This is a genomic window from Ancylomarina salipaludis (genome assembly GCF_004122035.1).
GTDB classification, from domain to species: domain Bacteria; phylum Bacteroidota; class Bacteroidia; order Bacteroidales; family Marinifilaceae; genus Ancylomarina; species Ancylomarina salipaludis.
Map to the genome: position 1 here is coordinate 114,455 of NZ_SAXA01000007.1, position 22,664 is coordinate 137,118.

The 22,664-nt window shown below is 35.6% G+C and carries 19 protein-coding genes; 12 read left to right on the forward strand and 7 right to left on the reverse strand.

Going from position 1 to position 22,664, the window contains the following annotated elements; translation table 11 throughout:
* Positions 1-31: 31 nt before the first annotated feature.
* From EO244_RS09285 to EO244_RS09320, 9 genes are all read left to right on the forward strand, one after another.
* Entirely contained in the window at positions 32-574 is a 543-nt protein-coding gene (locus EO244_RS09285) for an NUDIX hydrolase (protein WP_129254395.1), read from the forward strand.
* Complete coding sequence (locus EO244_RS09290; protein ID WP_129254396.1) at positions 561-2,051, forward strand: capsule assembly Wzi family protein; 1,491 nt, start codon at positions 561-563, stop codon at positions 2,049-2,051. The genes EO244_RS09285 and EO244_RS09290 overlap by 14 nt, the downstream gene beginning before the upstream one ends.
* 69 nt (positions 2,052-2,120) lie before the next feature.
* Positions 2,121-2,867, forward strand: coding sequence for a lipopolysaccharide kinase InaA family protein (locus EO244_RS09295; RefSeq protein ID WP_129254397.1), 747 nt, complete (start codon positions 2,121-2,123; stop codon positions 2,865-2,867).
* Between the two features lie 79 nt (positions 2,868-2,946).
* Positions 2,947-3,993: a CDP-glycerol glycerophosphotransferase family protein gene (locus tag EO244_RS09300; protein ID WP_129254398.1), complete on the forward strand. Its 1,047-nt coding sequence runs from the start codon at positions 2,947-2,949 to the stop codon at positions 3,991-3,993.
* On the forward strand, positions 3,954-4,142 hold the full coding sequence (locus EO244_RS16925; protein ID WP_164977453.1) for a hypothetical protein: 189 nt from the start codon (positions 3,954-3,956) through the stop codon (positions 4,140-4,142). The genes EO244_RS09300 and EO244_RS16925 overlap by 40 nt, the downstream gene beginning before the upstream one ends.
* 12 nt (positions 4,143-4,154) lie before the next feature.
* Positions 4,155-5,102 carry a UDP-glucuronic acid decarboxylase family protein gene (locus EO244_RS09305; protein WP_129254399.1) on the forward strand — a complete coding sequence of 316 codons (948 nt, stop codon included), beginning with the start codon at positions 4,155-4,157 and terminating at the stop codon, positions 5,100-5,102.
* A gap of 25 nt (positions 5,103-5,127) precedes the next feature.
* On the forward strand, positions 5,128-5,925 hold the full coding sequence (locus EO244_RS09310) for a glycosyltransferase family 2 protein (RefSeq protein WP_129254400.1): 798 nt from the start codon (positions 5,128-5,130) through the stop codon (positions 5,923-5,925).
* A gap of 96 nt (positions 5,926-6,021) precedes the next feature.
* Positions 6,022-7,119 (forward strand): CDP-glycerol glycerophosphotransferase family protein, encoded by a 1,098-nt coding sequence (locus EO244_RS09315; protein WP_129254401.1) that lies wholly within the window; start codon positions 6,022-6,024, stop codon positions 7,117-7,119.
* 54 nt (positions 7,120-7,173) lie between these two features.
* Positions 7,174-8,574 carry a bifunctional cytidylyltransferase/SDR family oxidoreductase gene (locus EO244_RS09320; protein ID WP_241687966.1) on the forward strand — a complete coding sequence of 467 codons (1,401 nt, stop codon included), beginning with the start codon at positions 7,174-7,176 and terminating at the stop codon, positions 8,572-8,574.
* A gap of 14 nt (positions 8,575-8,588) precedes the next feature.
* Here EO244_RS09320 and EO244_RS09325 read toward each other — a convergent pair whose 3' ends face one another.
* Both EO244_RS09325 and EO244_RS09330 read right to left on the reverse strand, forming a co-directional pair.
* Positions 8,589-10,166 carry a beta-N-acetylhexosaminidase gene (locus EO244_RS09325; RefSeq protein WP_129254402.1) on the reverse strand — a complete coding sequence of 526 codons (1,578 nt, stop codon included), beginning with the start codon at positions 10,164-10,166 and terminating at the stop codon, positions 8,589-8,591.
* Positions 10,167-10,361: 195 nt separating this feature from the next.
* A complete protein-coding gene (locus EO244_RS09330; protein ID WP_129254403.1) occupies positions 10,362-12,488 on the reverse strand; it encodes a M3 family metallopeptidase in 2,127 nt (708 codons plus the stop codon).
* Between the two features lie 280 nt (positions 12,489-12,768).
* Between EO244_RS09330 and EO244_RS09335 the strand changes: the two genes are divergently transcribed.
* Positions 12,769-13,749, forward strand: a complete 981-nt coding sequence (locus EO244_RS09335) for a chorismate synthase (RefSeq protein WP_129254404.1) — start codon at positions 12,769-12,771, stop codon at positions 13,747-13,749.
* 55 nt (positions 13,750-13,804) lie between these two features.
* On the opposite strand, the gene EO244_RS09340 is transcribed toward EO244_RS09335, so the two are convergent.
* Positions 13,805-14,626 (reverse strand): YecA family protein, encoded by an 822-nt coding sequence (locus tag EO244_RS09340; protein WP_129254405.1) that lies wholly within the window; start codon positions 14,624-14,626, stop codon positions 13,805-13,807.
* A 218-nt stretch (positions 14,627-14,844) separates the two neighbouring features.
* On the opposite strand from EO244_RS09340, the gene EO244_RS09345 reads away from it, so the two are divergent.
* Positions 14,845-15,726: a lysophospholipid acyltransferase family protein gene (locus tag EO244_RS09345; protein ID WP_129254406.1), complete on the forward strand. Its 882-nt coding sequence runs from the start codon at positions 14,845-14,847 to the stop codon at positions 15,724-15,726.
* A 55-nt stretch (positions 15,727-15,781) separates the two neighbouring features.
* On the opposite strand, the gene EO244_RS09350 is transcribed toward EO244_RS09345, so the two are convergent.
* From EO244_RS09350 to pta, 3 genes are all read right to left on the reverse strand, one after another.
* Positions 15,782-16,234 carry a nuclear transport factor 2 family protein gene (locus tag EO244_RS09350; protein WP_129254407.1) on the reverse strand — a complete coding sequence of 151 codons (453 nt, stop codon included), beginning with the start codon at positions 16,232-16,234 and terminating at the stop codon, positions 15,782-15,784.
* 130 nt (positions 16,235-16,364) lie between these two features.
* Complete coding sequence (locus EO244_RS09355) at positions 16,365-17,570, reverse strand: acetate/propionate family kinase (protein WP_129254408.1); 1,206 nt, start codon at positions 17,568-17,570, stop codon at positions 16,365-16,367.
* Between the two features lie 53 nt (positions 17,571-17,623).
* Positions 17,624-18,625, reverse strand: a complete 1,002-nt coding sequence (gene pta / locus EO244_RS09360; protein WP_129254409.1) for a phosphate acetyltransferase — start codon at positions 18,623-18,625, stop codon at positions 17,624-17,626.
* A 251-nt stretch (positions 18,626-18,876) separates the two neighbouring features.
* On the opposite strand from pta, the gene EO244_RS09365 reads away from it, so the two are divergent.
* Positions 18,877-21,816: an FAD-binding and (Fe-S)-binding domain-containing protein gene (locus EO244_RS09365; RefSeq protein WP_129254410.1), complete on the forward strand. Its 2,940-nt coding sequence runs from the start codon at positions 18,877-18,879 to the stop codon at positions 21,814-21,816.
* Between the two features lie 67 nt (positions 21,817-21,883).
* Here EO244_RS09365 and EO244_RS09370 read toward each other — a convergent pair whose 3' ends face one another.
* Complete coding sequence (locus EO244_RS09370; protein WP_129254411.1) at positions 21,884-22,573, reverse strand: HAD family hydrolase; 690 nt, start codon at positions 22,571-22,573, stop codon at positions 21,884-21,886.
* Positions 22,574-22,664: the final 91 nt, after the last annotated feature.

Here is a 22,664-nt window from a genome sequence, read left to right on the forward strand (position 1 = left end):
AGAAACAAATATTAAAACAATAATAAATGGTATGACGTCAACATTACCAAAAAACACCATTCACTATTGCCCAAAATGCGGCAGTAGTGAATTTTATTTTAAAGAGGATCAATCCTTTTTATGTGATAAATGCCAATTTCATTTATACATCAATTCGGCTGCGGCAGTCGCTGCTTTAATCATCAACGATAAAGGGGAAATTCTTTTTACCAAACGTGCCATCAATCCTCACAAAGGCATGCTCGATTTGCCTGGTGGTTTTGTTGATATCATGGAAACAGCTGAACAGGCTTTAGTTAGAGAAATTAAAGAAGAACTAAATCTTGATATCGATCAATTCAGATACTTTATGTCATCACCAAACGAATATGTTTTCGGCGGTTTATCTGTATTTACATTGGATTTAGCTTATATTTGTCAATTAAATTCATTTAACCATATACACGCAAAAGACGATATCTCAGATTACGAATTTATTGCGCCAGATTTGATCCCCTACAACAAAATTGGTGGTGAGTCGATAAAGAGAATTACAAAAGCTTTTGCAAAACATTTAACAAATGATTCTAAATAAAATTAAAATCCGCACAAGTCTAATCATTTGTGCCTTATTGTTTGTTTCGATTTCTTCCTTTTCTCAAAAAAAGGAATTAAACTACGAAGTAGGGACCTCTGTAGCTTTATCAAGTAAATCGTCACTTCCATTTTGGCTTGTCTCAAATCAGCATGGGATAGCCCCAAACAAAAATGGTGAACAAATTTATCTTGGGTTAAATAAAGATTATACAAAAAAAACTGGCTATGACTGGACAGCGGGTTTAGATGCTGCATTTAGTAGTACATATTCCCAATATGCTTTAATCAATCAGTACTATTTGGCTGTCAAAAGGAATAAAATTCAATTATTTGTTGGTGCAAAAAATCCTGAACTAGAATTAGATGGGTTATCCTTTACCAATGGAAATCTGATCATGTCAGGAAATGCACGTCCCTATCCTAAAATTGAAATCGGTACAACAGAATATCTTAATGTTCCTTTTACAAAAGGTTGGGTTGCAACAAAGGCAGTTCTGTCTAACGGATGGCTAATTGACGACAGATATGTCAATCATGTCAACTTACATCACAAGAACTTCTTCCTTCGTTTTGGTAAAGACAAAGGATTATCACTGGAAGTTGGTATTGATCATTATGCACAATGGGCAGGAACATCTCCCACTTACGGTAAATTACAAGGAGGTTTTAAAACCTTTGCTAAAGTTTTTGTAGCTAAAAATGGTGATTTATTGACTTCTAAAGATGGGGGGACCAGTAATATTGAAGCTGATAATTCCTTAGGAAATCATGTCGGGCAAAATCAAGCCAAACTGAATTATAAATCCAACCAATTCAACTTGACTTTCTTCATGAAAAATATGTTTGAAGACAAAAGTGGAGAAGTTAGAAAAATTTACAATGTTAGGGATATTTATTACGGATTACACCTACAATTGCACAAGGTTAAAATCATCAATGCATTCCTATTGGAATATTACTCTAGCCTGGATCAAGGTAGTGTTGAAATAACCCCCACTCTGAATGTTATTGGATTCGACAGTTATTTTAACCATAGTCTTTACCGATCAGGATGGTCTAACTATCAGAGAGGGGTTGGTATTCCTTTGATTTCTCCCACAACTATCAAACCCGACAACAGCATTAGCTTTGCAAATACAACAATTAAAGCCTTTAATGTTGGTCTGTCAGGACAATATCAGGGCTTAAAATATTTATTTAAGGCAACCATGTACAAAAACTATGGTCAAGTTTATCCAGTTGTTGAAGATCGAAATAAACCTGTAGAAGAGTGGGTGATTTTAAGAAAATATACAGTTGATCCGCAAGAATATCAAAAACACTTCTTGTTAGAACTCTCCCTTCCCCAAAACAAAATACCTTTCGATATTCAAGCAAGTATCGCTTATGATACAGGAGATATTTACAAAAACAACTTAGGATTTATGCTTAAACTATCCAGAACAGGTATTATTTCAAATTTGTTAAAGAAATAGAAACCAATAGGCCTTAAATTATTTGTAATTTTACGGATCAGATTAAAAACAGCCTGACATCATTACATTATGCGAATAGACATTAGTCCAAAATACAAACATTTAAAGAACTTTCTGGAAAGGCTTCCTGAGAATTTCGATAAACTTGGAACATCCATATACAAAGGGCGGAATGAGATTAAAATAATTGAAACAGAAGGCCTGAAGCTTAATGTAAAATCCTTTAAAATTCCTCATCTAATTAATAAAATAGCTTATACCTACTTTAGAAAATCAAAAGCTGAGAACTCTTTTAGGTATGCTATTAAACTTCAGGAATTAAGCATCAGCACACCCGAGCCAGTAGCCTCTATAATCTGCTACAAAAACGGTCTTATATATCACAGCTATTATATTTCATTGCAATTTGAATATGATTTTACAATCAGAGAACTAACGACTGGAAAAATTCCTTATCAGAATTCTCTTTTAGAAGACTTTACCCAATTCACTTTTAATAATCACCAAAAGGGGGTTTTACATCAAGATTATTCTCCCGGTAATATTCTTATAAAACAATCTGATAAAGAAAATCAGTTTTCAATCGTTGATATTAACAGATTAAAATTTAAGCAACTTACAACTATAGATAAACTGAAAAATTTCTCCCAATTATGGGCTGAAGAAGAATTCCTTAAGATTATTGCCAACAAATATGCCCAACTAAGCAATATGGACAAAGATTATATCGAAAAACAAATTATTAATTTCGACAGAATTCACAAGGCTAAAAAACTAAGGAAGAAGAAATTTAAGAGTTTCTTTAAAAAGAAGTAGATAATAGTTTGAAATTCTATCTTCAGAAAAGTACTTATATCCCAAACAGAGTTTAATTAATGGCTCAAACATTTAAAATATGAAAACTGTTCTCTTTTGCAAAAGACCCTATTCATTTGGTATCTTACGTCCTATTCATAACGAATTAATTCGTTTGAAAGAAGATATCTTATGGTATGTCGATCCGGAGATCGTAGAACATTTCCCTTTTAAAGATGATACCTCTTACACATCATCTTTACAAGAAATATCTGATTTTAAAAGTGATGCTATTTTTGTGCCCGGGAATGTTGTTCCTCATTATTTAAGAGGTGTTAAAACTCAGATATTTCACGGCTTAGCCGGTGAGAAAAAAGGACACTTTAGAATTAGAAACTATTTTGACTTGTATTTGACTCAGGGACCATATTTTACAAATCGTTTTAATGAATTGGCAGCTAAACACGGAGATTTCGATGTGATTGAAACAGGTTGGTCAAAATTAGACGCTCTTTTTCTTCAAAAAGATAACTTTGATACAGAGAAATTAAACCTTCTGGAAAAGCATCAAGCAAAACAAATTATCCTTTATGCTCCAACTTTTTCGCCTAGTTTAACATCAGCAGAACTTATATCTGACCAAATAATCGAATTAGCAAAAAATCCTGATTATCTGATTCAAATCAAATTTCACGACCTCACGAATAAGGATGTGAAAGCCAAGTATAATGAAATTGCCAAATCTTATCAGAACCTTATAATTGTTGATGATCCCAATATTAGTAAATATCTGATTCTTTCTGATCTAATGATTAGTGACACCTCTTCGGTTGTTTACGAATTTTTGCTTCTGGATAAGCCAGTTATCACATTTAAGTCTACATCGGATAACATAAAATGGACGAATATTGAGGCTCCTCATCTTCTGTGTAAAACAGTTGAATCTGTACTGAATTCGGATATCAATCAAGCAGATAGGAAATGGATTATCGAAAACTATCATCCTTTAAGAGACGGTAAGTCAGCACAAAGAATGGTTGAGGCAGTCAAACAATGGGTCAACCAAAATGGCGTTCCCGAAAAAAGAAAACTCTCGATTCTGCGTAAATGGAAGGTTTACAAAAAATATGGCAAAATCAAACTGTAGAGAATCCTTATATTCGTAAATTGAACTGCGTTATAATTAAACAGGCAATTGCTTCTAATACAAATAATGAAATTTTAACAGATGAAATCGGACAGCCACTCAACTTCTTAACGCTTGAGATTGAGCAGGCAACCTTTATTTCAAAATAAAAATATAGACACATGAAACGTATACTTGTTACCGGAGGTGCTGGTTTTATTGGATCTCACCTATGTGATCGCCTTATAAAAGAAGGCAATGATGTAATCTGTCTCGACAACTATTTCACAGGTAACAAGCGTAACATCGAACACCTTATTTCTCATCCCTATTTTGAACTGGTACGTCACGATGTTATTCAGCCTTACTTTGCAGAAGTGGATCAGATCTATAATTTAGCTTGCCCAGCTTCACCGGTTCATTACCAATACAACCCCATTAAAACAACCAAAACTTCGGTTATGGGTGCTATAAATATGCTGGGTTTAGCCAAACGCATAAAAGCTCGTGTCTTACAAGCATCAACAAGTGAAATCTATGGTGATCCTGAAATTCACCCACAGACAGAAGATTATTGGGGTAATGTGAACCCTATTGGTATTCGTTCCTGCTATGATGAAGGTAAACGTTGCGCCGAAACTTTGTTTATGGATTACCACAAACAAAATCAGGTAGATATAAAAATCATGCGGATTTTCAACACCTATGGTCCAAACATGCATCCTAACGATGGTCGTGTTGTCTCTAATTTCATCATGCAGGCTTTAAAAGATAAAGATATTACCATATATGGTGATGGTTCTCAAAGCAGAAGTTTCCAATATGTCGATGACTTAATTGAGGGGGCAATCAGGATGATGAATTCACCCAGCGATTTTATTGGACCTGTTAATATTGGTAACCCCAATGAGTTTACGATACTCGAATTGGCTCAAAAAGTCATTGAACTGACTGAATCAAAATCTAAGATTATTCACAAAGAATTACCTATGGACGACCCGATGCAACGTCAACCTGATATCAGCTTAGCAAAAGAAAAACTGAACAACTGGGAACCTAAAATTCAATTGGAAGAAGGTTTAATTAAAACAATACAATATTTTTCGGATTTAATTAAACAACAAGCTTAGAACAAAATCAATAGATATAATATAAATGAATCGCAAGAACTACAAATTTGGTGAAAAGTTGCCTATATCGGCAACTATAATTTGTTATAACGAAGAGTCGAATATTGAAGAAACACTTAAATCTCTTGATTTTATTGATGAAATTATTGTTATAGACAGTTATAGTACCGATAAAACAATCGAAATTGTATCGAGATACACCGACAAAATATATTACAATAAGTTTAAGGATTTTTCAGATCAACGAAATATTGCTTTATCTAAAGTTTCCAATAATTGGGTCATGAGAATTGATTCTGATGAAATCATTACACCAAGTTTAAAACAAAAGATATACGATATTCTTAATCAGGATGATTGCTCCAGACAAATTGTATATAAAACAGCCCTTAAAAATATGTTTATGGGCCGATTGATTAAACACAGTAACTGGGGAGGTAAACCTGTTCATTTCTTATATAATTTCAATCATTTTAAATACAAAAATGCGGTACATGAACTTCCTGACATCACCGAAACCCAGGAAATTGTTTTAAAAAATGTTTATCTGATTCACAACACTTACAAAGGTGTAACTGTTATGTTTAGAAAAACAGATCAATATTCGACAATAAAGGCTAAACAATTATTTGACAAACAGGTTAAAATAACGCCATTTCATTTGGCTATTAAACCTACTTACCGATTTATATTCCATTACTTATTAAACTTAGGGTTCTTAGATGGCCGTCAAGGGTTTATAATTGCCAAAATGAAAGCACTTGAAGTCTATTGGAGATATCTTAAATGCTGGAGATTACAGAAAGGTGAAACTATCGATTAGAACCTAATCGTTTATCTGACTAAGCTCAAAGCAATTAGAATAGCAATATTTATTATCAACTTTTATTTGTTTTAAAACTTCACTATACCTCTTTATATGCCAACTACTAAGATATTTGCAGTCTTTTATACAGAACAAATTTATTACCTACCACAATTTCTTCCGGTAGCAAATGAGCTCCAGAAAAGAAATTTGAAATATCTCTTCGTCTTTAAAGAAAGCGCAAAGAGAGATATTTTCAATCAAAATGAGGATATTATAAATATCTGCAAAAAAGAAAGTATTCCTTATCAAATAGGTACTAAAGGTCTTGAAAATACCGAAATAGAATATCTTATAAGTGGGAATTCTTTGCCTTCGACAGATATTTCATATAAGAAGTCAGTCTTTATCGCCCATGGTATTGGCACAAAAACTGGCAATTTTTCTGAAGATAAAAACATATATGACATTCGATTTGTAGAAGGCGAGTTTAGATTAAAAAAACTCAAAGAATTATATCCTCAAAGCAAAACATTATTAAACAATGTTGGGTTTTCAAAACTTGATTCTGTTCTAGCATTAACTGAAAAAGAAATTATCAATCTCAAAAAAGAATATGGTTTAGACCCTAAAAAAAAGACCATCCTGTATGCTCCAACTTTCTATCCAAGTTCTATAGAAAACATGGGCAATAAATTTCCGGAAGAGTTTTCTGATTATAACATTATTGTTAAAGCTCATCACTACACATATCTACGAAAAAGATATAAGGCTCAAAGAAAAAAACTGAATAAATGGAAAAAATATTCCAATGTATATTTTGCAGAATTTGAAGATTATAATATCTCTCCATTTTATGCGATATCTGATATTCTTATTTCTGATGAATCTTCGGTTGTTTTTGAATTCGCGGCATTAGACAAACCTGTTATCTTAAATCGATTTATTAAACTTCGTTTAAGCTATCGTTTGTTTGGAAAACATAAATTGAAAAAAAGGATGGAAAGTTCTATGGACCAATTTCGGAATATTGGCGAAAACGTAAATAAATACAAAGATCTAAAAAAAGTCGTTGACACTGAAATACAAAATCCCGAGAGATATAAAGCTCGTAGAGCAGAATGCACTTACGAAATTATTGGCCCTGTAGATGGAAAAGTATCAGTCCGTATGGTAAATATACTTGAACAAGAATCAGCTCTGTACAGTTAAGTTGTATTTATTGGGAAGGTATTATTTTATCAACTTTAATAAAATGCATTTTACATGCACATAAATAAAAACAAAATGACAAACATTTGTGTTCTGTTAGCTGGGGGAAATGGAAATCGTTTGGGAGGAGAATTACCAAAACAGTTTATTAAAATAGCGGGAAAAACGATTATTGAACACAGTATCGATATTTTCGAAAAATCTGAACAAATCAATGAGATCGCTATAGTTATAAATCCTATGTATGTTCAGCAAATTGAAGATATTGTAATCAAAAATCAATATAAAAAAGTAAAAAAAATTCTACAGGGAGGAAAAGAAAGATCAGACTCTAGTTTGGCAGCAATTCGAGCCTATGAACATGAGCCAAATTCTGATCATTTTAATCTTATTTTTCATGATGCTGTAAGACCATTTGTCAGTCTTTCAATTATAGATAAGGTCATATCCGCAATGGAAAAATACAACGCAGTTGATGTTGCTATACCAGCTACAGACACTATTATTGAGGTTGACGAAGCTAACTTTATTACAAATATCCCTAGGCGCTCTAAACTGCGACAAGGACAAACACCTCAAGCGTTTAAACTATCAACTATCCGGAATGCATACAAGTTGGCAGCGCAAGACCCTGCATTTACGTCAACAGATGATTGTGGTGTTGTATTAAAATATTTACCACAGGAAAAAGTTTATGTAGTCGAAGGATCACAAAGTAATATCAAGGTAACATATGAACTTGACTTATTTATTGCAGATAAGCTATTCCAATTAAAACATTTGGATTTAAATACTCAGGAATTATTACAAAATCAAAAAGAGACTTTAAAATCAAAAGTGATTGTCGTTTTTGGAGGTAGTTATGGTATTGGGAAGGATATTGTAAATATATTCAATGAGATTGGAGCAAAAGTATACGCATTTAGTCGAACGCATAACAATGTCAATGTCAAAGATAAAAAGGCAGTTAGCAAGGCTCTTAAGTCTGTTTACGATAAAAATGGCAAAATTGATTTCGTTATAAATACGGCAGCGATTCTTAATAAGGAACCTCTTATGAACCTTGATCCTGAGAGCATACAAGAAATAACTCAAGTTAACTATATAGGCATGATAAATGTAGCTACTGAGAGTTTCAAATACCTTAAACAGACACAAGGCCAACTTTTGTTATTTACATCAAGCTCATACACAAGAGGACGCTCATCATATAGTATCTACTCTTCAACAAAAGCGGCTGTAGTAAACTTCACACAAGCCATTGCCGAAGAATGGAAAAACTTTGATATTAAAGTTAACTGTATTAATCCCGAAAGAACACAAACTCCTATGCGAATTAAAAACTTTGGTATCGAACCCGAAGGTAGTTTGTTAAAATCTAAAGAAGTTGCAAAAGTATCCATCCAGACATTATTGAGTGATTTCACAGGACAAATTATTTATGTAAAAAAATAACACTCTATAATAGACTAATCCCACTTATAACCAAGTGGCACTTCTTCTTTGAGAGCTGGACCATAATCAATGTTCAGCTCTCTCAACAATGGATATTTTGCCCTAACTTTTGAATAAAATTCATCGAATTTTAACCTCTCCCCACTATACCACATTTGCTCAGATAAAGAAAATATTCGGGGAAATACACGCCTATCAATCATATACTCTTGCACACCACGATCTGCCCACAAACAACAACTCATTCCTAAAACCAATTCGTTGGGATTTCTTAAATCGCTTGGGTTTCCTTCATAAGTATCTCTCAAATCAAAAGTGACTTTCTTTTTATATTTGGTCCAGGGCGTTAGCGTATAGTTTAAATAACTACAGCAATTCGTATTACAAATAACCTGATGCCCCCTTTCAATTGCATTTTTTAATGCTTTATCCTTATGACTATTCCAGTTCCACCACTGAATAACAACATTATCAGGAAGGTTCATTCCTTTACGATGTAAAATATCTCCCCAAAAGATTGCCTTGCGCCCTTTCTTCTTTAAGTAATTTGCCAATCTAGAAGAGAAATACAACTGGAGATCATGTGAATTTCTCAGCTTTTCAGTCTTAACCTTAAATCTACAATCGGGACATTTATCCCAATTATCTTTAGGTGCCTCATCACCACCCAAATGAATATATTTTGAAGGGAATAATTCACAAACCTCATCAAGTATATCCTGGAGAAACTGATAGGTATCCTCTCTTCCTCCACAAAAGAGATTTGGTGAAAAACTCATTACAGATTCGGGTATTTTATTAAAACAAGACAATTTAGGATAGGCAATCAAAGCTGCTTCGGAATGACCTGGGATATCAATTTCAGGGACTACCGTTATATGCAGTTTGCTGGCAAAAGCTACTATATCCTTTATTTCTTCCTGAGTATAATTACCTTGTTGCTCTTTCCCAAAAGCAACCTTCGAACCTATTTTAGCTAGTTTAGGATATTTTTTTATTTCAATTCGCCAACCTTGTCCTTCAGTCAAATGCCAATGAAAAACATTCATCTTCAACATCGCCAGATATTCAAGATAGCTCTTTATAAAATCAGGTCTCTGATATTGTCTACCAGAATCAAGCATAAAAGCACGCCAAACATATTTAGGTCGATCAGTTATTTCTATTCCTTTTATTACAAATCCATTCAAATCAAACATTTTATCAGCCTGAATTTCTATGGGCAATAACTGAAGAAAAGTCTGAATTCCATAAAAAAGCCCCGTTTCACTTACCGAATTTATATCAATTTGAGATTGTGAAACTCTTAAATGATAGCCTTCTTCACCCAATTTTTCATAGGTGTTATTTTTAGATAGAATAATATCACCACTGTTCGATTCATTGAGTCTTATTTTCACATATTTATTTAACTTCGTAACAAGATATTGAGCCGTTTCTAAACACCCTTTATCATATCCTACCCGAACTTCTTTCCCAAATACGAAATCTGAATTTAAACGTTCTAAATGCATAGGAGTTGGTAGAATATTTTGTCCCATAGCAAGATTAGACAAAATAATAAAGTACAGAAAAGACACTCTTATTTTCATAATTTATTTGTCATATTAACGAAACTTGAAAACCAATTGAATCCTAGGTCTAAGTTATTTCTCTATCTGTTTAATATACAAACAAAACACTACTACTGCTAATATTTCTTTAATACTCATAATTAAGCTTACTCAAAAACAAAAAAATCCGACCCACTTGCGTGAATCGGATTGTTCAAATTTATGTAGATAGGCTTATTTCAAGCCTCTCTTTTTCAATAAAGGCTCAATACTTGGCTCAGCACCTCTAAAGCGCTTGTAAAGTACCATTGGATCTTCTGTTCCACCTTTAGATAATACATTGTCACGGAATGCTTTTGCAGTAGCCTGATCGAATAATGATGTTTCCTTAAATGCCTGGAAAGCATCAGAATCAAGTACTCCAGCCCAAATGTAAGCATAGTAACCTGCAGAGTAACCTACAGGATCGGAGAATATATGGTTAAAATAAGTAGAACGGTATCTTGAATAGATCTCAGGAATCAATCCCATACCTTCAAGGTAATTCTTCTCAAAAGTCATGACATCTTCAGTTAATGGCTCAGTTAAAGTATGGTATTTCATATCAAGCAAGGAAGCTGCAAGGTACTCAACTGTAGCAAATCCCTGATTGAATTTACCAGCAGCCTGAATCTTCTCAACCAATTCAGTTGGAATCACCTCACCTGTTTTATAATGTTTTGCATAAATTGCTAACATTTCTGGCTCGAAACACCAGTTTTCCATCACCTGAGATGGTAGCTCAACAAAGTCACGTGATACAGAAGTACCAGACAATGTGTTGTAACGACACTTAGATAAGAATCCGTGAAGTGCATGACCAAACTCGTGGAATAAAGTCTCAACCTCATCAGGACTAATCAAAGCTGGTCCGTCACCTACAGGCTTGGTGAAGTTGCAAATATTCATGATAATTGGAGTAATCTCCTTATCAGTTCCCAAACCTGATTGCTTACGGAACGAGTCCATCCAAGCACCTGGACGCTTAGAAGCACGTGGATGATAGTCCAGGTAGAAGATACCAATATGTGTTCCATCAGCTTCCTGTAGCTCCCAAGTTTGACACTCTTCGTGGAATTTAGCAATATCGTTACGCTCAACAAACTTGATACCCCAAAGCTTTGTAGCCAAGGCAAAAGCACCATCACGCACGTTGTTGATCTCGAAATAAGGACGCAATTCTTCCTCATCCAAAGCATATTTCGCTTTCTTCACTTTGTCAGAATAGTACCACCAGTCCCAAGAAGCCAACTTAAACTTGCCACCTTCTTTATCAATCATTTTCTGTAACTCAATTGCTTCTTTTTTAGCGTTTGGCAAAGCAGCATCCCAAAGTTTGTTCAATAACTCCATCGCTTTCTCAGGAGTCTTAGCCATATTCTTGTCAAGTACGTAAGCTGCATGGTTTTTAAATCCGAACAACTTTGCTCTTTCGATTCTTAAGTTCGCAATTTCTTGTGCAATCTTTTTGTTATCGAACTCGTTGTTGTTGTTACCACGGTTTACATACCCCATGTACAATTTCTCTCTCAAGTCACGCTTATCAGAGTACTGTAGGAAAGGAAGCATAGATGGCTTATCCAAACCAAACATCCATTTGCCTTCTTTACCTGCAGCTGTGGCCTTTTCAGCAGCTGCACCAATAACTGACTCAGGTAAACCTGCCAAGTCGTCTTTATTGTCAATAACCAATTCAAAAGCATTGGTTTCAGCCAATACGTTATCGCCAAACTGCATGGTTAACATCGATAACTTCTCATCAATAACACGCAATTTTGCTTTTTGGTCAGCATCAAGATTTGCACCACTGCGCACAAATCTCTGGTACATTTTTTCTAATAAAGTGTTCTGCTCAACAGAAAGCTTCAAATCGTCTTTTTTGTCGTAAACCGTTTTAATTCTTTTAAACAAGTTTTCGTTAAGACTGATATCAGCACTATGCTTAGTCTCTAAAGGTGATAATTCCTTTGCCAATTTTGCAATGGAATCGTTGTTGTTAAAAGCTTTTTGTGCATAAAAAACATTACTCACTTTAGACAATAATTCTCCTGTCTTTTCAAAAGCTTCAATTGTGTTTGCAAAAGTAGGCTCCTCAGTGCTGTTCGCAATAGCCAAAACTTCAGCTTGCTCTTGCTTCATACCCTCAAGAAAAGCTGGCTTGTAATGTTCAAATTTAATCTGATCAAACGGAGCTGTTTGATGTGGTGTGTTATATTCTGAGAAAAATGGATTTCCATTTGTCTCAGTTTTATCACACTTGTCGCAATTGCATGAGCTTAGTAAAACACTCGCTGCAAATAATGAAAGAAATGTTCTTTTCACCTTGTGTTTGTTTTATGTTAGTAATATTTATTTTCTAGCTGGCTAAAATACAAAAAAGCCAATTCTTATCATTATTAAAGCTTAATTTCCTTAACATGTAATATATTCTCGATATAAAAACAATAAACTTTTCAATTGAAATAAAACTATACATTATAAAGCACCAATTTACTTTAATCACACATTAGCACAATCACAAATTGACTATCTTTGTTTCTGCTATTACCAAATTATTAAACCACAACTGGATCTCATCCAGATTATACAAACGATTACCCCTATGAACACATTCGGAAGAATTTTTAAAATCAGCATATTCGGAGAATCTCACGGCAAAGGTGTCGGTATAACAATTGATGGCTGTCCATCGGGCATTGCCCTTACCGAAGACGATTTATTACCTGATTTGAGTCGACGTAAGTCAGGTGCTAAAGGCACAACGCCCCGTATAGAAAAAGATTTACCAAGCATACTAAGTGGGACTTTTAAAGGTAAGACAACTGGTGCACCTATTATTATTCTATTCCATAATACCAATACCCAATCGAAAGATTACAGCAACTTGCTTGATACGCCTCGTCCCGGTCATGCCGATTTTGTGGCGCAACACAAGTTTGGAAAAAACAATGATTACACGGGTGGCGGACACTTTTCCGGACGTATTACTCTGGGATTAGTTGTTGCCGGAACAGTCGCTAAAAAAATTCTTGGTGATGTCAATATCGAAGCAAATCTAACCGAAATTGGTGGTTCAACCGATTTCGATGCCGCTTTGGATAAAGCTATCAAAAACCATAATTCTATAGGTGGAATTGTTGAGTGTCGAGCCAATAACCTGCCTATTGGATGGGGCGAACCTTTCTTTGATTCAGTAGAATCGATGATATCTCATCTGGTTTTTGCAATTCCGGCAACGAAAGGAATTGAGTTTGGATCGGGTTTCAAAGCTGCTAGAATGACCGGATCGGAACATAACGATAATATCCTGACTCCTGATGGGAAAACAGAAACCAATCATGCTGCGGGTATTAATGGTGGTATTACCAACGGGAATGAAATTATCTTTAGAGTTGCCATCAAGCCAACTTCATCAATAGGTGTGAGTCAGCGAACTATGAATATTTCTAAATCAGCAATGGAAGACCTTTTGATTGAAGGAAGACATGATGCCTGTATTGCACTCCGGGTACCAGTAATTGTTGAAGCGGTAACAGCTATAGCACTCGCCGACCTGATGATGCTTGACAAAGCAAGACGCTAATAAAACAAAAGCCTTGATTTTTTAATCAAGGCTTTTGTTTTGTATCTGCTCTATATTAGTTCATGCAACAATGCTTGAATTTCTTTCCTGACCCACAAATACAGGGATCATTACGTCCTACTTTTTGGTTGATTTGAATCGGAGCCTCAGATTGTGCAAAGATAGCTTCCATCTGTTGATAATGATTTTTCCATTCAGTATCGCGCATTTCACAAAAGGCAACACCTTTTTCAAAATCAGTTACTTTCCCTTCCATCACATCAATATAAAACTGCAGTTCTACAGCCGTATGTTTTCCTTCAAATTTTGGCAACATGGCTTTAAACTTATCTAATGTTCCCGGGTGTTGAATATCACCCAGAATTCTGATATAATGATCTAACCACTGAAAGTTTTCCAAATCGAGAATCGCAAATATGCGGTCGAACTGTTCATCTGTTGCGTAATACAAAGCTTCGAAACTAAAAATATATGGTGTCTTACTTTCCTTATCGATATTTCCTTCGATGTATTCCAAAACCTTATTCACAAACTCAGTAGGATACTTCTTGGCCATCTGTCCCACTAAATAAACGGCTTGCTCGTTCATCAAGTCCCAATCTTCCTCAACACTGAATAAGTTTAATAAATCATCCGCATAATCCATATGCAAGTGTTTTTCAGCAACAACAGCATACCAAAGCGGAGCAGGAAGCATAATTCTCAAATCATCAGAAAAGTACACTTTACCATTATAGGCATTCTCAAAAGCATATTTCAATTTCTTGATAAGGTCCTCATTTGAATCCAAATTTCTTAAGTAGTCAATCGCCTCATAAGGAATTCCCTGAGCCTTTGTATCGATAGTTTTAAATGCTTGTTCTGTAGATCTAATCATAATTCTGAATTTGCCACAAAGATATATTTTTATAAAACTTCCATTATCATATTTGACTATTAAATTAATAATTTGCCCTCTCTTTTAAGTCACTTATCAATCATCATTATTATGATGACACCCCACTATTTCTAATAGTTCTAAGCAATTTATCTTTCATTTTTCAGCGATACTTCTCTATATTGCGCTCCCTAAAAAAATATGACTAAAGCTAACTTATGACCAGAATACTCTATTATGTGATATTGCTACCATTATCACGACTCCCTATTAACATTCTATATAAACTATCTGATTTATTATACTTATTTTCCTATCGTCTGTTAAGCTATAGAAAAACAGTAGTCATTTCGAATTTACATAACTCCTTTCCCGAGAAAAGTAAAACTGAAATAAACGAAATCGCAAAAACATTCTACCAATTCTTTTGTGATTTCATTACAGAAAGCATCAAATGTTTTAATATCAGCGAAAGTGAAGCTATGGAACGTTGCAAGATTACAAACCCTGAAATTCTCGACGAACTATATAAAAAGAATAAAAGTATCGTTTTGGCTTGTGGTCATTATAACAATTGGGAAATGGCAGCCGCATGCTTGAATCTATCACTTAAACACCAGGCTGCAGCCTTATACAAACCTTTAAGCAATTCGTTTTTCGATAAAAAATTCCGAAGTTCAAGATCAAAGTTTGGGATTGAACTAATTCCAAAAAATGAGGCAAAGGCTTATTTCGAAAAAAATGTTGACCGAAATGTGATTATTGGATTTGGCTGCGACCAATGCCCTAAAAAATCGAATAAAAATCTGTTTTGGACAGAATTCCTAAATCAGGATACAGCCATCATGTTCGGAACTGAGAAATATGCTATCGAATTCGATTATGCTGTTGTGTTTATGCGCATGAATCGAACAAAACGTGGCTATTACGAAATTTCACTGGAAATTATTGAAGAAAATCCTCGCTCAACTCAGTATGGTGAGATCAGTAAAAAACACACTCAGCTTCTCGAAAAGCAAATCAAACGCGATCCTGCTTATTGGTTATGGACACACAAACGCTGGAAACTAAAACGAAACTCAAACGAGATACTACACTGAAAATAAGGCTATTAGAATATTCAATTCTAATAGCCTTATTTTTTAAAACCTGTAGCTAAGCAGGCAGCTTATAAAAAATCTTATTCACCATTTTCCATTTACAATCAAATTTATAAAGTGAGATGTAATCAATATAGGTTAGCTTTTCTCCCACATAAAATTCGATTTTAGCTACTGCTGCCGTCCCCGTTACATCAATTGACAAGAACTTAATTGAAATTGGCTTTTCTTTTCTGGGTAATTTGCCCTCTTTTAATTTTATCTCAGTCTTCTCTTTCCATTTATCAATAGGGAGTTTCCACATTTCATCCTTCTCACCTATTCCCAAAAGTACAAAGCCCGGATGAATGCCCTGATCTATTTTAGCCAGATTACCCTCATTCTGTAAACCTTCAACATAGGAAGTCTGAATCACTTTTCTTATAGCTTCCTTTTCAGCTTCAATATCCTGAGCGAAAGTAATCTGTATAATAAAAAGCATAACGAATAAAGTGCTTATTTTTTTCATAGGTCAGTTTTTTAAGTTAATAACAATCTAATATACAACATTGTTAAATAAAAACCATACGTGATAAAAACAAACAAAAAAAAGACTACCTCCACTGAGATAGTCTTTTCTGAAAATATATTTAGGCAAATTAAAGTGCAGAAACAATACGTTGTGTATCCTTAGCAATAACTAATTCTTCATTAGTTGTTACAACCATACACTTCACTTTAGAATCTTCAGTAGAGATAATTGCATCTTTTCCACGTAGACCTTTATTTTTCTCAAAATCAAAATCTAAACCAAGATAAGCAAAGTTACCTGCTATCTTCTCACGTGAAACTGAGTCATTCTCACCAATACCACCAGTGAAAAGAATCAAATCAACACCACCCATTGATGCAGTATACGAACCAACAAAACGCTTCACTCTGTAAGCAAACATATCTAAAGCTAGTTGAGCTCTGTCGTTTCCTTCAGCAGCCGCATTTTCAAGATCTCTCATATCTGAAGAAATTCCAGAAATACCTGCTAAACCAGATTCTTTATTAATCAGATTATTTGTTTCCTGAATAGATAGATCTTTCTTTTCAGCGATATATAATAAAGCACCCAAGTCAAGATTACCTGTACGTGTTCCCATCAAAAGACCTTCGTTTGGAGTGAATCCCATTGAAGTTTCAACAGATTTACCACCATCGATAGCACAAACTGAAGCACCATTACCTAAATGACAAGAAACAATTTTTTTATCAGCAATATTCCATCCTAAAATCTCGCAAGCCTTGTTTGCAACAAATTTGTGAGAAGTTCCGTGGAAACCATACTTACGAACTTTCAAATCTTCGTAACAATCGTATGGCAAACCATACATGAAAGCTTCTTTTGGAAGAGTTTGGTGGAATGAAGTATCAAAAACAGCTACCTGTGGAAGACCTGGCAATAATTTTTCAATTGCTAAAATACCTTCAAGGTTAGCAGGGTTGTGAAGTGGAGCCAACTCACAACAAGCTTTAATATTAGCTTTCGCTTCTTCTGTAATAAAAGCAGAATCCTGGAAATATTCACCACCGTGAGCCACTCGATGTCCCGCTGCGTTAATTTCTTTGATATCAGAGATTACACCATGATCAGCATCAACCAAAGCAGCAAGCACTAAATTAATGCCAACACTATGGTTAGGAATATCCTGAACCGTTTTGAACTTATCTTTTCCTTCAGGCTTGTGAGTTAACACACCATTTTCAAGACCGATACGCTCAACCAGACCAGAAGCTAAAAGAGTTGCCTCTTCGCCCATGTTCAAAATTTGATACTTTAATGAAGAACTTCCGCAATTTAAAACTAAAACGTTCATTGGATTTTGTTTATTTATATGTTTTGAATAAGTTTCTTTTCTGATTTCTCAACTTACATGCCAGCTGCCTGATTTGCTGTAATAGCAACCAAATTTACAATATCGCTCACTGAACAACCTCTTGAAAGGTCGTTGATAGGAGCAGCCATACCTTGCAATACCGGACCTACAGCCTCAGCACCCGCTAAACGCTGTACCAGTTTGTAAGCAATATTTCCAACTTCAAGCGTTGGGAATACCAATACGTTGGCTCTACCAGCAACCTGAGAGTTTGGAGCCTTGCTTGCACCAATTGCCTCAACAATAGCTGCATCAGCTTGCATTTCACCATCAATTAAAAATTCCGGAGCCATCTCCTTAGCCAAACGAGTTGCCTCAACAACCTTATCAACCATTTCGTGCTTAGCCGATCCCATAGTAGAGAAACTCAACATAGCCACACGAGGTTCCATATTCGCAATCGCTTTTGTCGTTTTTGCTGTAGCAACTGCAATTTCAGCCAATTCGCTTGCAGTTGGATTTGGATGAACAGCACAGTCAGCAACTACCAACATACCATTATCACCAAATGTTTTATCTTTTAAGATCAGGATAAAAGCACCAGAAACAACTGAACAACCAGGCATTGTTTTCACAATCTGAAACGCTGGACGTAAAACGTCACCAGTCGCATTTAAAGCTCCGGCAACTTCACCATCAGCATCACCTGCTTTAATCATTAGTGTTGCCAGGTAAAGCGGATCTTTAACAAGCCCCATAGCTTGCTCCATGGTCATCCCTTTCTTCTTACGAAGCTCAAACAAAATCTCAGCGTATGCTTCCATCTTATCATGATTTTCAGGATCGATGATAATCGCATTGCAGATGTTCTCTAAATTCATTCTGCCAGCTTCAGATTTGATTGTTTCCGGATTTCCAATCAAAATAATTTGTGCAATTTTTTCTTTCAAAAGGATATCTGCAGCTTGCAAAGTTCTTTCTTCAGTTCCTTCAGGAAGAACAATTTTTTTTCCATGCAGCTTTGCATTCTCCTTAATCTTTTGCAATAAGTCCATTGTGAATCAGTAATTTATGTGTTTTTGTAATCTCGACATTGCGAAATTAGATATAAATGCCCAAAATGCATTTCGAAAGCAGGCATTTTAACACATTTTAAACTGTATTAATATTCATTCTTGATAAGAGGATTTTTTAATATCTTAGAGGGAATTTAGCTAGAATATCTATATCGTTAAATATTAATTTAGGCACCTTGGAAAACGAAGCCTAAAAAACAGATACATCTTTTTAAACTTGATAACTATTCATGCAAACATCAGATAAATTTAAAAGCTTTTCAGCAACATTCGAAGGTGAATTTCATAGAGATCAAAGTACACGTCTGATCTACGCAACCGATGCGTCAGCCTATAAAGTATTACCTCTGGCCGTTGCCTATCCTAAAAACGAAGCAGATATTAAAAAACTCATTTTATTTGCTCGAAAAGAAGCTTTATCTCTGATACCCAGAGCTGCCGGGACATCCCTGGCGGGTCAGGTGGTTGGTGATGGTATTATCGTAGATATCTCCCGACATTTTACTAAAATTCTGGAATTGAATGAAGAAGAAAAATGGGTGCGCGTTCAACCCGGAGTTATCCTCGATGAGCTTAATCTCTACTTAAATGACTACGGCTTATTTTTTGGTCCTGAAACTTCTACCTCTTCTCGTTGTATGATTGGGGGCATGTTGGGTAATAATTCCTGCGGTTCACACTCCTTAATCTATGGGAGCACACGCGATCATACTTTGGAGATAAAAACCCTGCTAAGCGATGGATCAAAAGCCAGTTTTTCCGCTTTAAGCGATGACGAATTTCATGCGAAGTGCAAAAGCAAAGGCATCAAAGCCAGCTTGGAAACTAAAATTTATCAACATATTCGTGAAAAGCTTGAAAATAAACAAATACAGGACGCCATACGAAAGGAATTCCCGGATACCAAAAACCACAGACGCAATACAGGTTATGCTCTGGATTTGCTACTTGACTCACAACCTTTCGATTCGACCCCAAAAGCCTTCAATTTTTGCAAACTACTAGCCGGATCTGAAGGAACTTTGGCTTTTACGACTGAGATCAAACTCAACTTAGTCCCCGCTCCTCCTAAAGAGCAAGCATTAATATGTGCCCATTTCACCTCTCTTGAAGAGGCTATGCAAGGCAATTTAATTGCATTGAAATACAAACCCGGTGCCGTCGAACTGATGGATGCTACCATTCTGAAACTTTCCGAAGGCAATATACTCCAGGCTAAAAACCGATTTTTTATTAAAGATCAACCCGGAGCCTTATTGATAATTGAATTTGCCCGCGAAAGTCAGGGTGAGATTGATGAAATTGCTCAAGCCATGGAGGCTGACTTTAAGACAAATCAGCTCGGCTACCACTTTCCTATTGTCAGAGGAAAAGAAAATATCAAACGCGTATGGGATCTTCGAAAATCAGCCTTAGGCGTTCTATCAAATCTTCATGGCGATGCCAAACCTGTTTCAGTAATTGAAGACACTTCTGTTTTACCCGAAGTACTCCCCGAATATATTGCTGAGTTCAAAAAGCTTTTAATTCAACACGGCCTTTCCTGCGTTTTTCACGCTCATATTGGTTCCGGTGAAATCCATCTGCGTCCAATTCTGAACCTAAAACAAGAAACTGATAGAGAAAAATTTCACAGCATTGCTTTAGATACAGCCAAACTGGTTAAGAAATACAAAGGATCGTTAAGTGGTGAACATGGAGATGGTCGTTTACGAGGCGAGTTTATTCCTTTAATGGTTGGTGATACAATTTATCAGGTCTTCAAAGAGATTAAAGAGGTTTGGGATCCTCATCACATTTTCAATCCTGAAAAAATTGTGAATACGCCTAAGATGAATACTCATTTGCGTTACAATAACAATCAGGAAACTAAAGAGCTTAGCACCTATTTCGATTTCTCTGAAGATGGGGGAATTATTCGTGCTGCTGAGCGTTGCAATGGTTCGGGCGATTGTCGAAACACACACAAAACGGGTCGGACCATGTGTCCCAGCTATCAGGCGAGCTTGGATGAAAAGAATACAACACGCGCTCGTGCCAATCTCTTAAGAGAATTCTTATCATACTCGGAAGCTAAAAACCCTTTCAACAGCAAAGAACTTTACGAAGTCCTGGATTTATGTCTGTCGTGTAAAGCCTGCAAATCGGAATGTCCATCGAATGTGGACATGGCGAAACTAAAGGCTGAATTTTTACAACATTACTATCAGAGCAATGGCGTGCCATTAAGAACCCGCCTCATAGCCAATATCAGTAAGATCAATCAGCTGGGAAGTTTTGCACCTAGGCTATATAATTACGTGAATCAACACCCAAAAATCGGAAGCTTTATAAAGAAACAATTGGGTTTTGCCCGAGAAAGAAGCATACCCAAACTGCATCAAACCACATTAAAATCTTGGGCAAAAAGACAAAACTCATCGAATACTAGACAGATAAAACTAGTGTACTTTTTTGCCGATGAGTTTACAAATTTCAATGATACCGATATTGGGATAAAAGCGATTCAGCTGCTTGAAAAATTAGGTTACAAAGTCATTATCCCTAAACATATTGAAAGTGGCAGGACTTACCTGTCAAAGGGTTTGGTTAAACAGGCACAGATTATAGCCAATAAAAACATCAAGCTCTTGAAAGACATTATTAGCAAAGAAACGCCTCTGATTGGAATTGAACCATCCGCTATTCTGAGCTTTAGAGACGAATATAAAGATCTTGCTAATCAAGAACTCAAAACATCGGCTATTCAACTTTCAGAAAACTGCCTCATGATTGAAGAATTCCTTTGGCAAGAAATGCAAGCGGGGAGAATCAAAAAGGAACAGTTTACCAGTGAAACCAAAGAAGTCCGTTTCCATGGACACTGCTACCAAAAATCACTGGCCTCTACCCTGCCTGTTAAAGAAGTTTTATCCTTCCCGGAAAATTATTCAGCCAGTGAAATTGATTCAGGTTGTTGTGGTATGGCCGGATCTTTTGGCTATGAAACAGAGCACTACCAACTTAGTATGCAAATTGCAGAACTCAAACTTTTACCTGCCATTCGGGAAACTGAAGCCACATCCCTACTTGCTGCTTCAGGCACTTCCTGTCGTCACCAGATAAAGGACGGAAGTCAGCGGGAAGCTCAGCATCCCATTGAAATCTTGCTTGATGCTTTAACTATGTAAAATGGCACAAAAAAAATGCCTGCTCAAGAAAGCAGGCATTTTATATATCTAATTTGTAAATATTCTCCTAATTAAAGAATTTCAAGTCCAGAATCTCTTTCATATCTTTCAACTCGAATAATTTATCGTGCTGTACGGGTTCTACAACCTGCTCATGCTCCCAGGTATACTGGTAAGGAACATAGGCACCATAACCACCAATATTAAGAACCGGCAAAATATCCGATTTCATCGAATTGCCCACCATCAGGAAATTCGCCGCTTTAATCTGTTTGCTGTCAATAATTTGCTGATAAGCCTCATCATTCTTTTCGCTCACAACAATCACATCAGAGAAATACTTTTCCAAACCAGATTTCTTCATCTTTCTATTCTGATCCAGCAAATCACCTTTGGTAATTGTAATCAGATTGTGATTGCGAGACAATTTCTCAAGAACGTCCTGAACCTGATTCATAGGCTGCACGGGTTCAGTCAACATTTTTGCACCAAGGGCAAGAATCTTAGCAACCAATTCACCGGGAATTTCTCTAAAAGACAAGCTAAGAGCTGCCTCTATCATCGAAAGAGTATAAGACTTCACACCATAACCATACAGTTTCAAATTCTTAATCTCTGTAGAATGTAATCGCTCTAAAACGGCCTCTTTACATCCATAATCACTTAATATTTGTGCATATTCATTCTGAGTCTGATAAAAATAATTCTCATTCCCCCATAATGTATCATCTGCATCAAATGCAATCAAATCAATCATCTCTTACCTTCTGTAATTCTATTTCAAATTAATACATGTAACCATCCATAGAATCAAGCCCACATATTTGCTGCAAAAATAGAGCTATTTG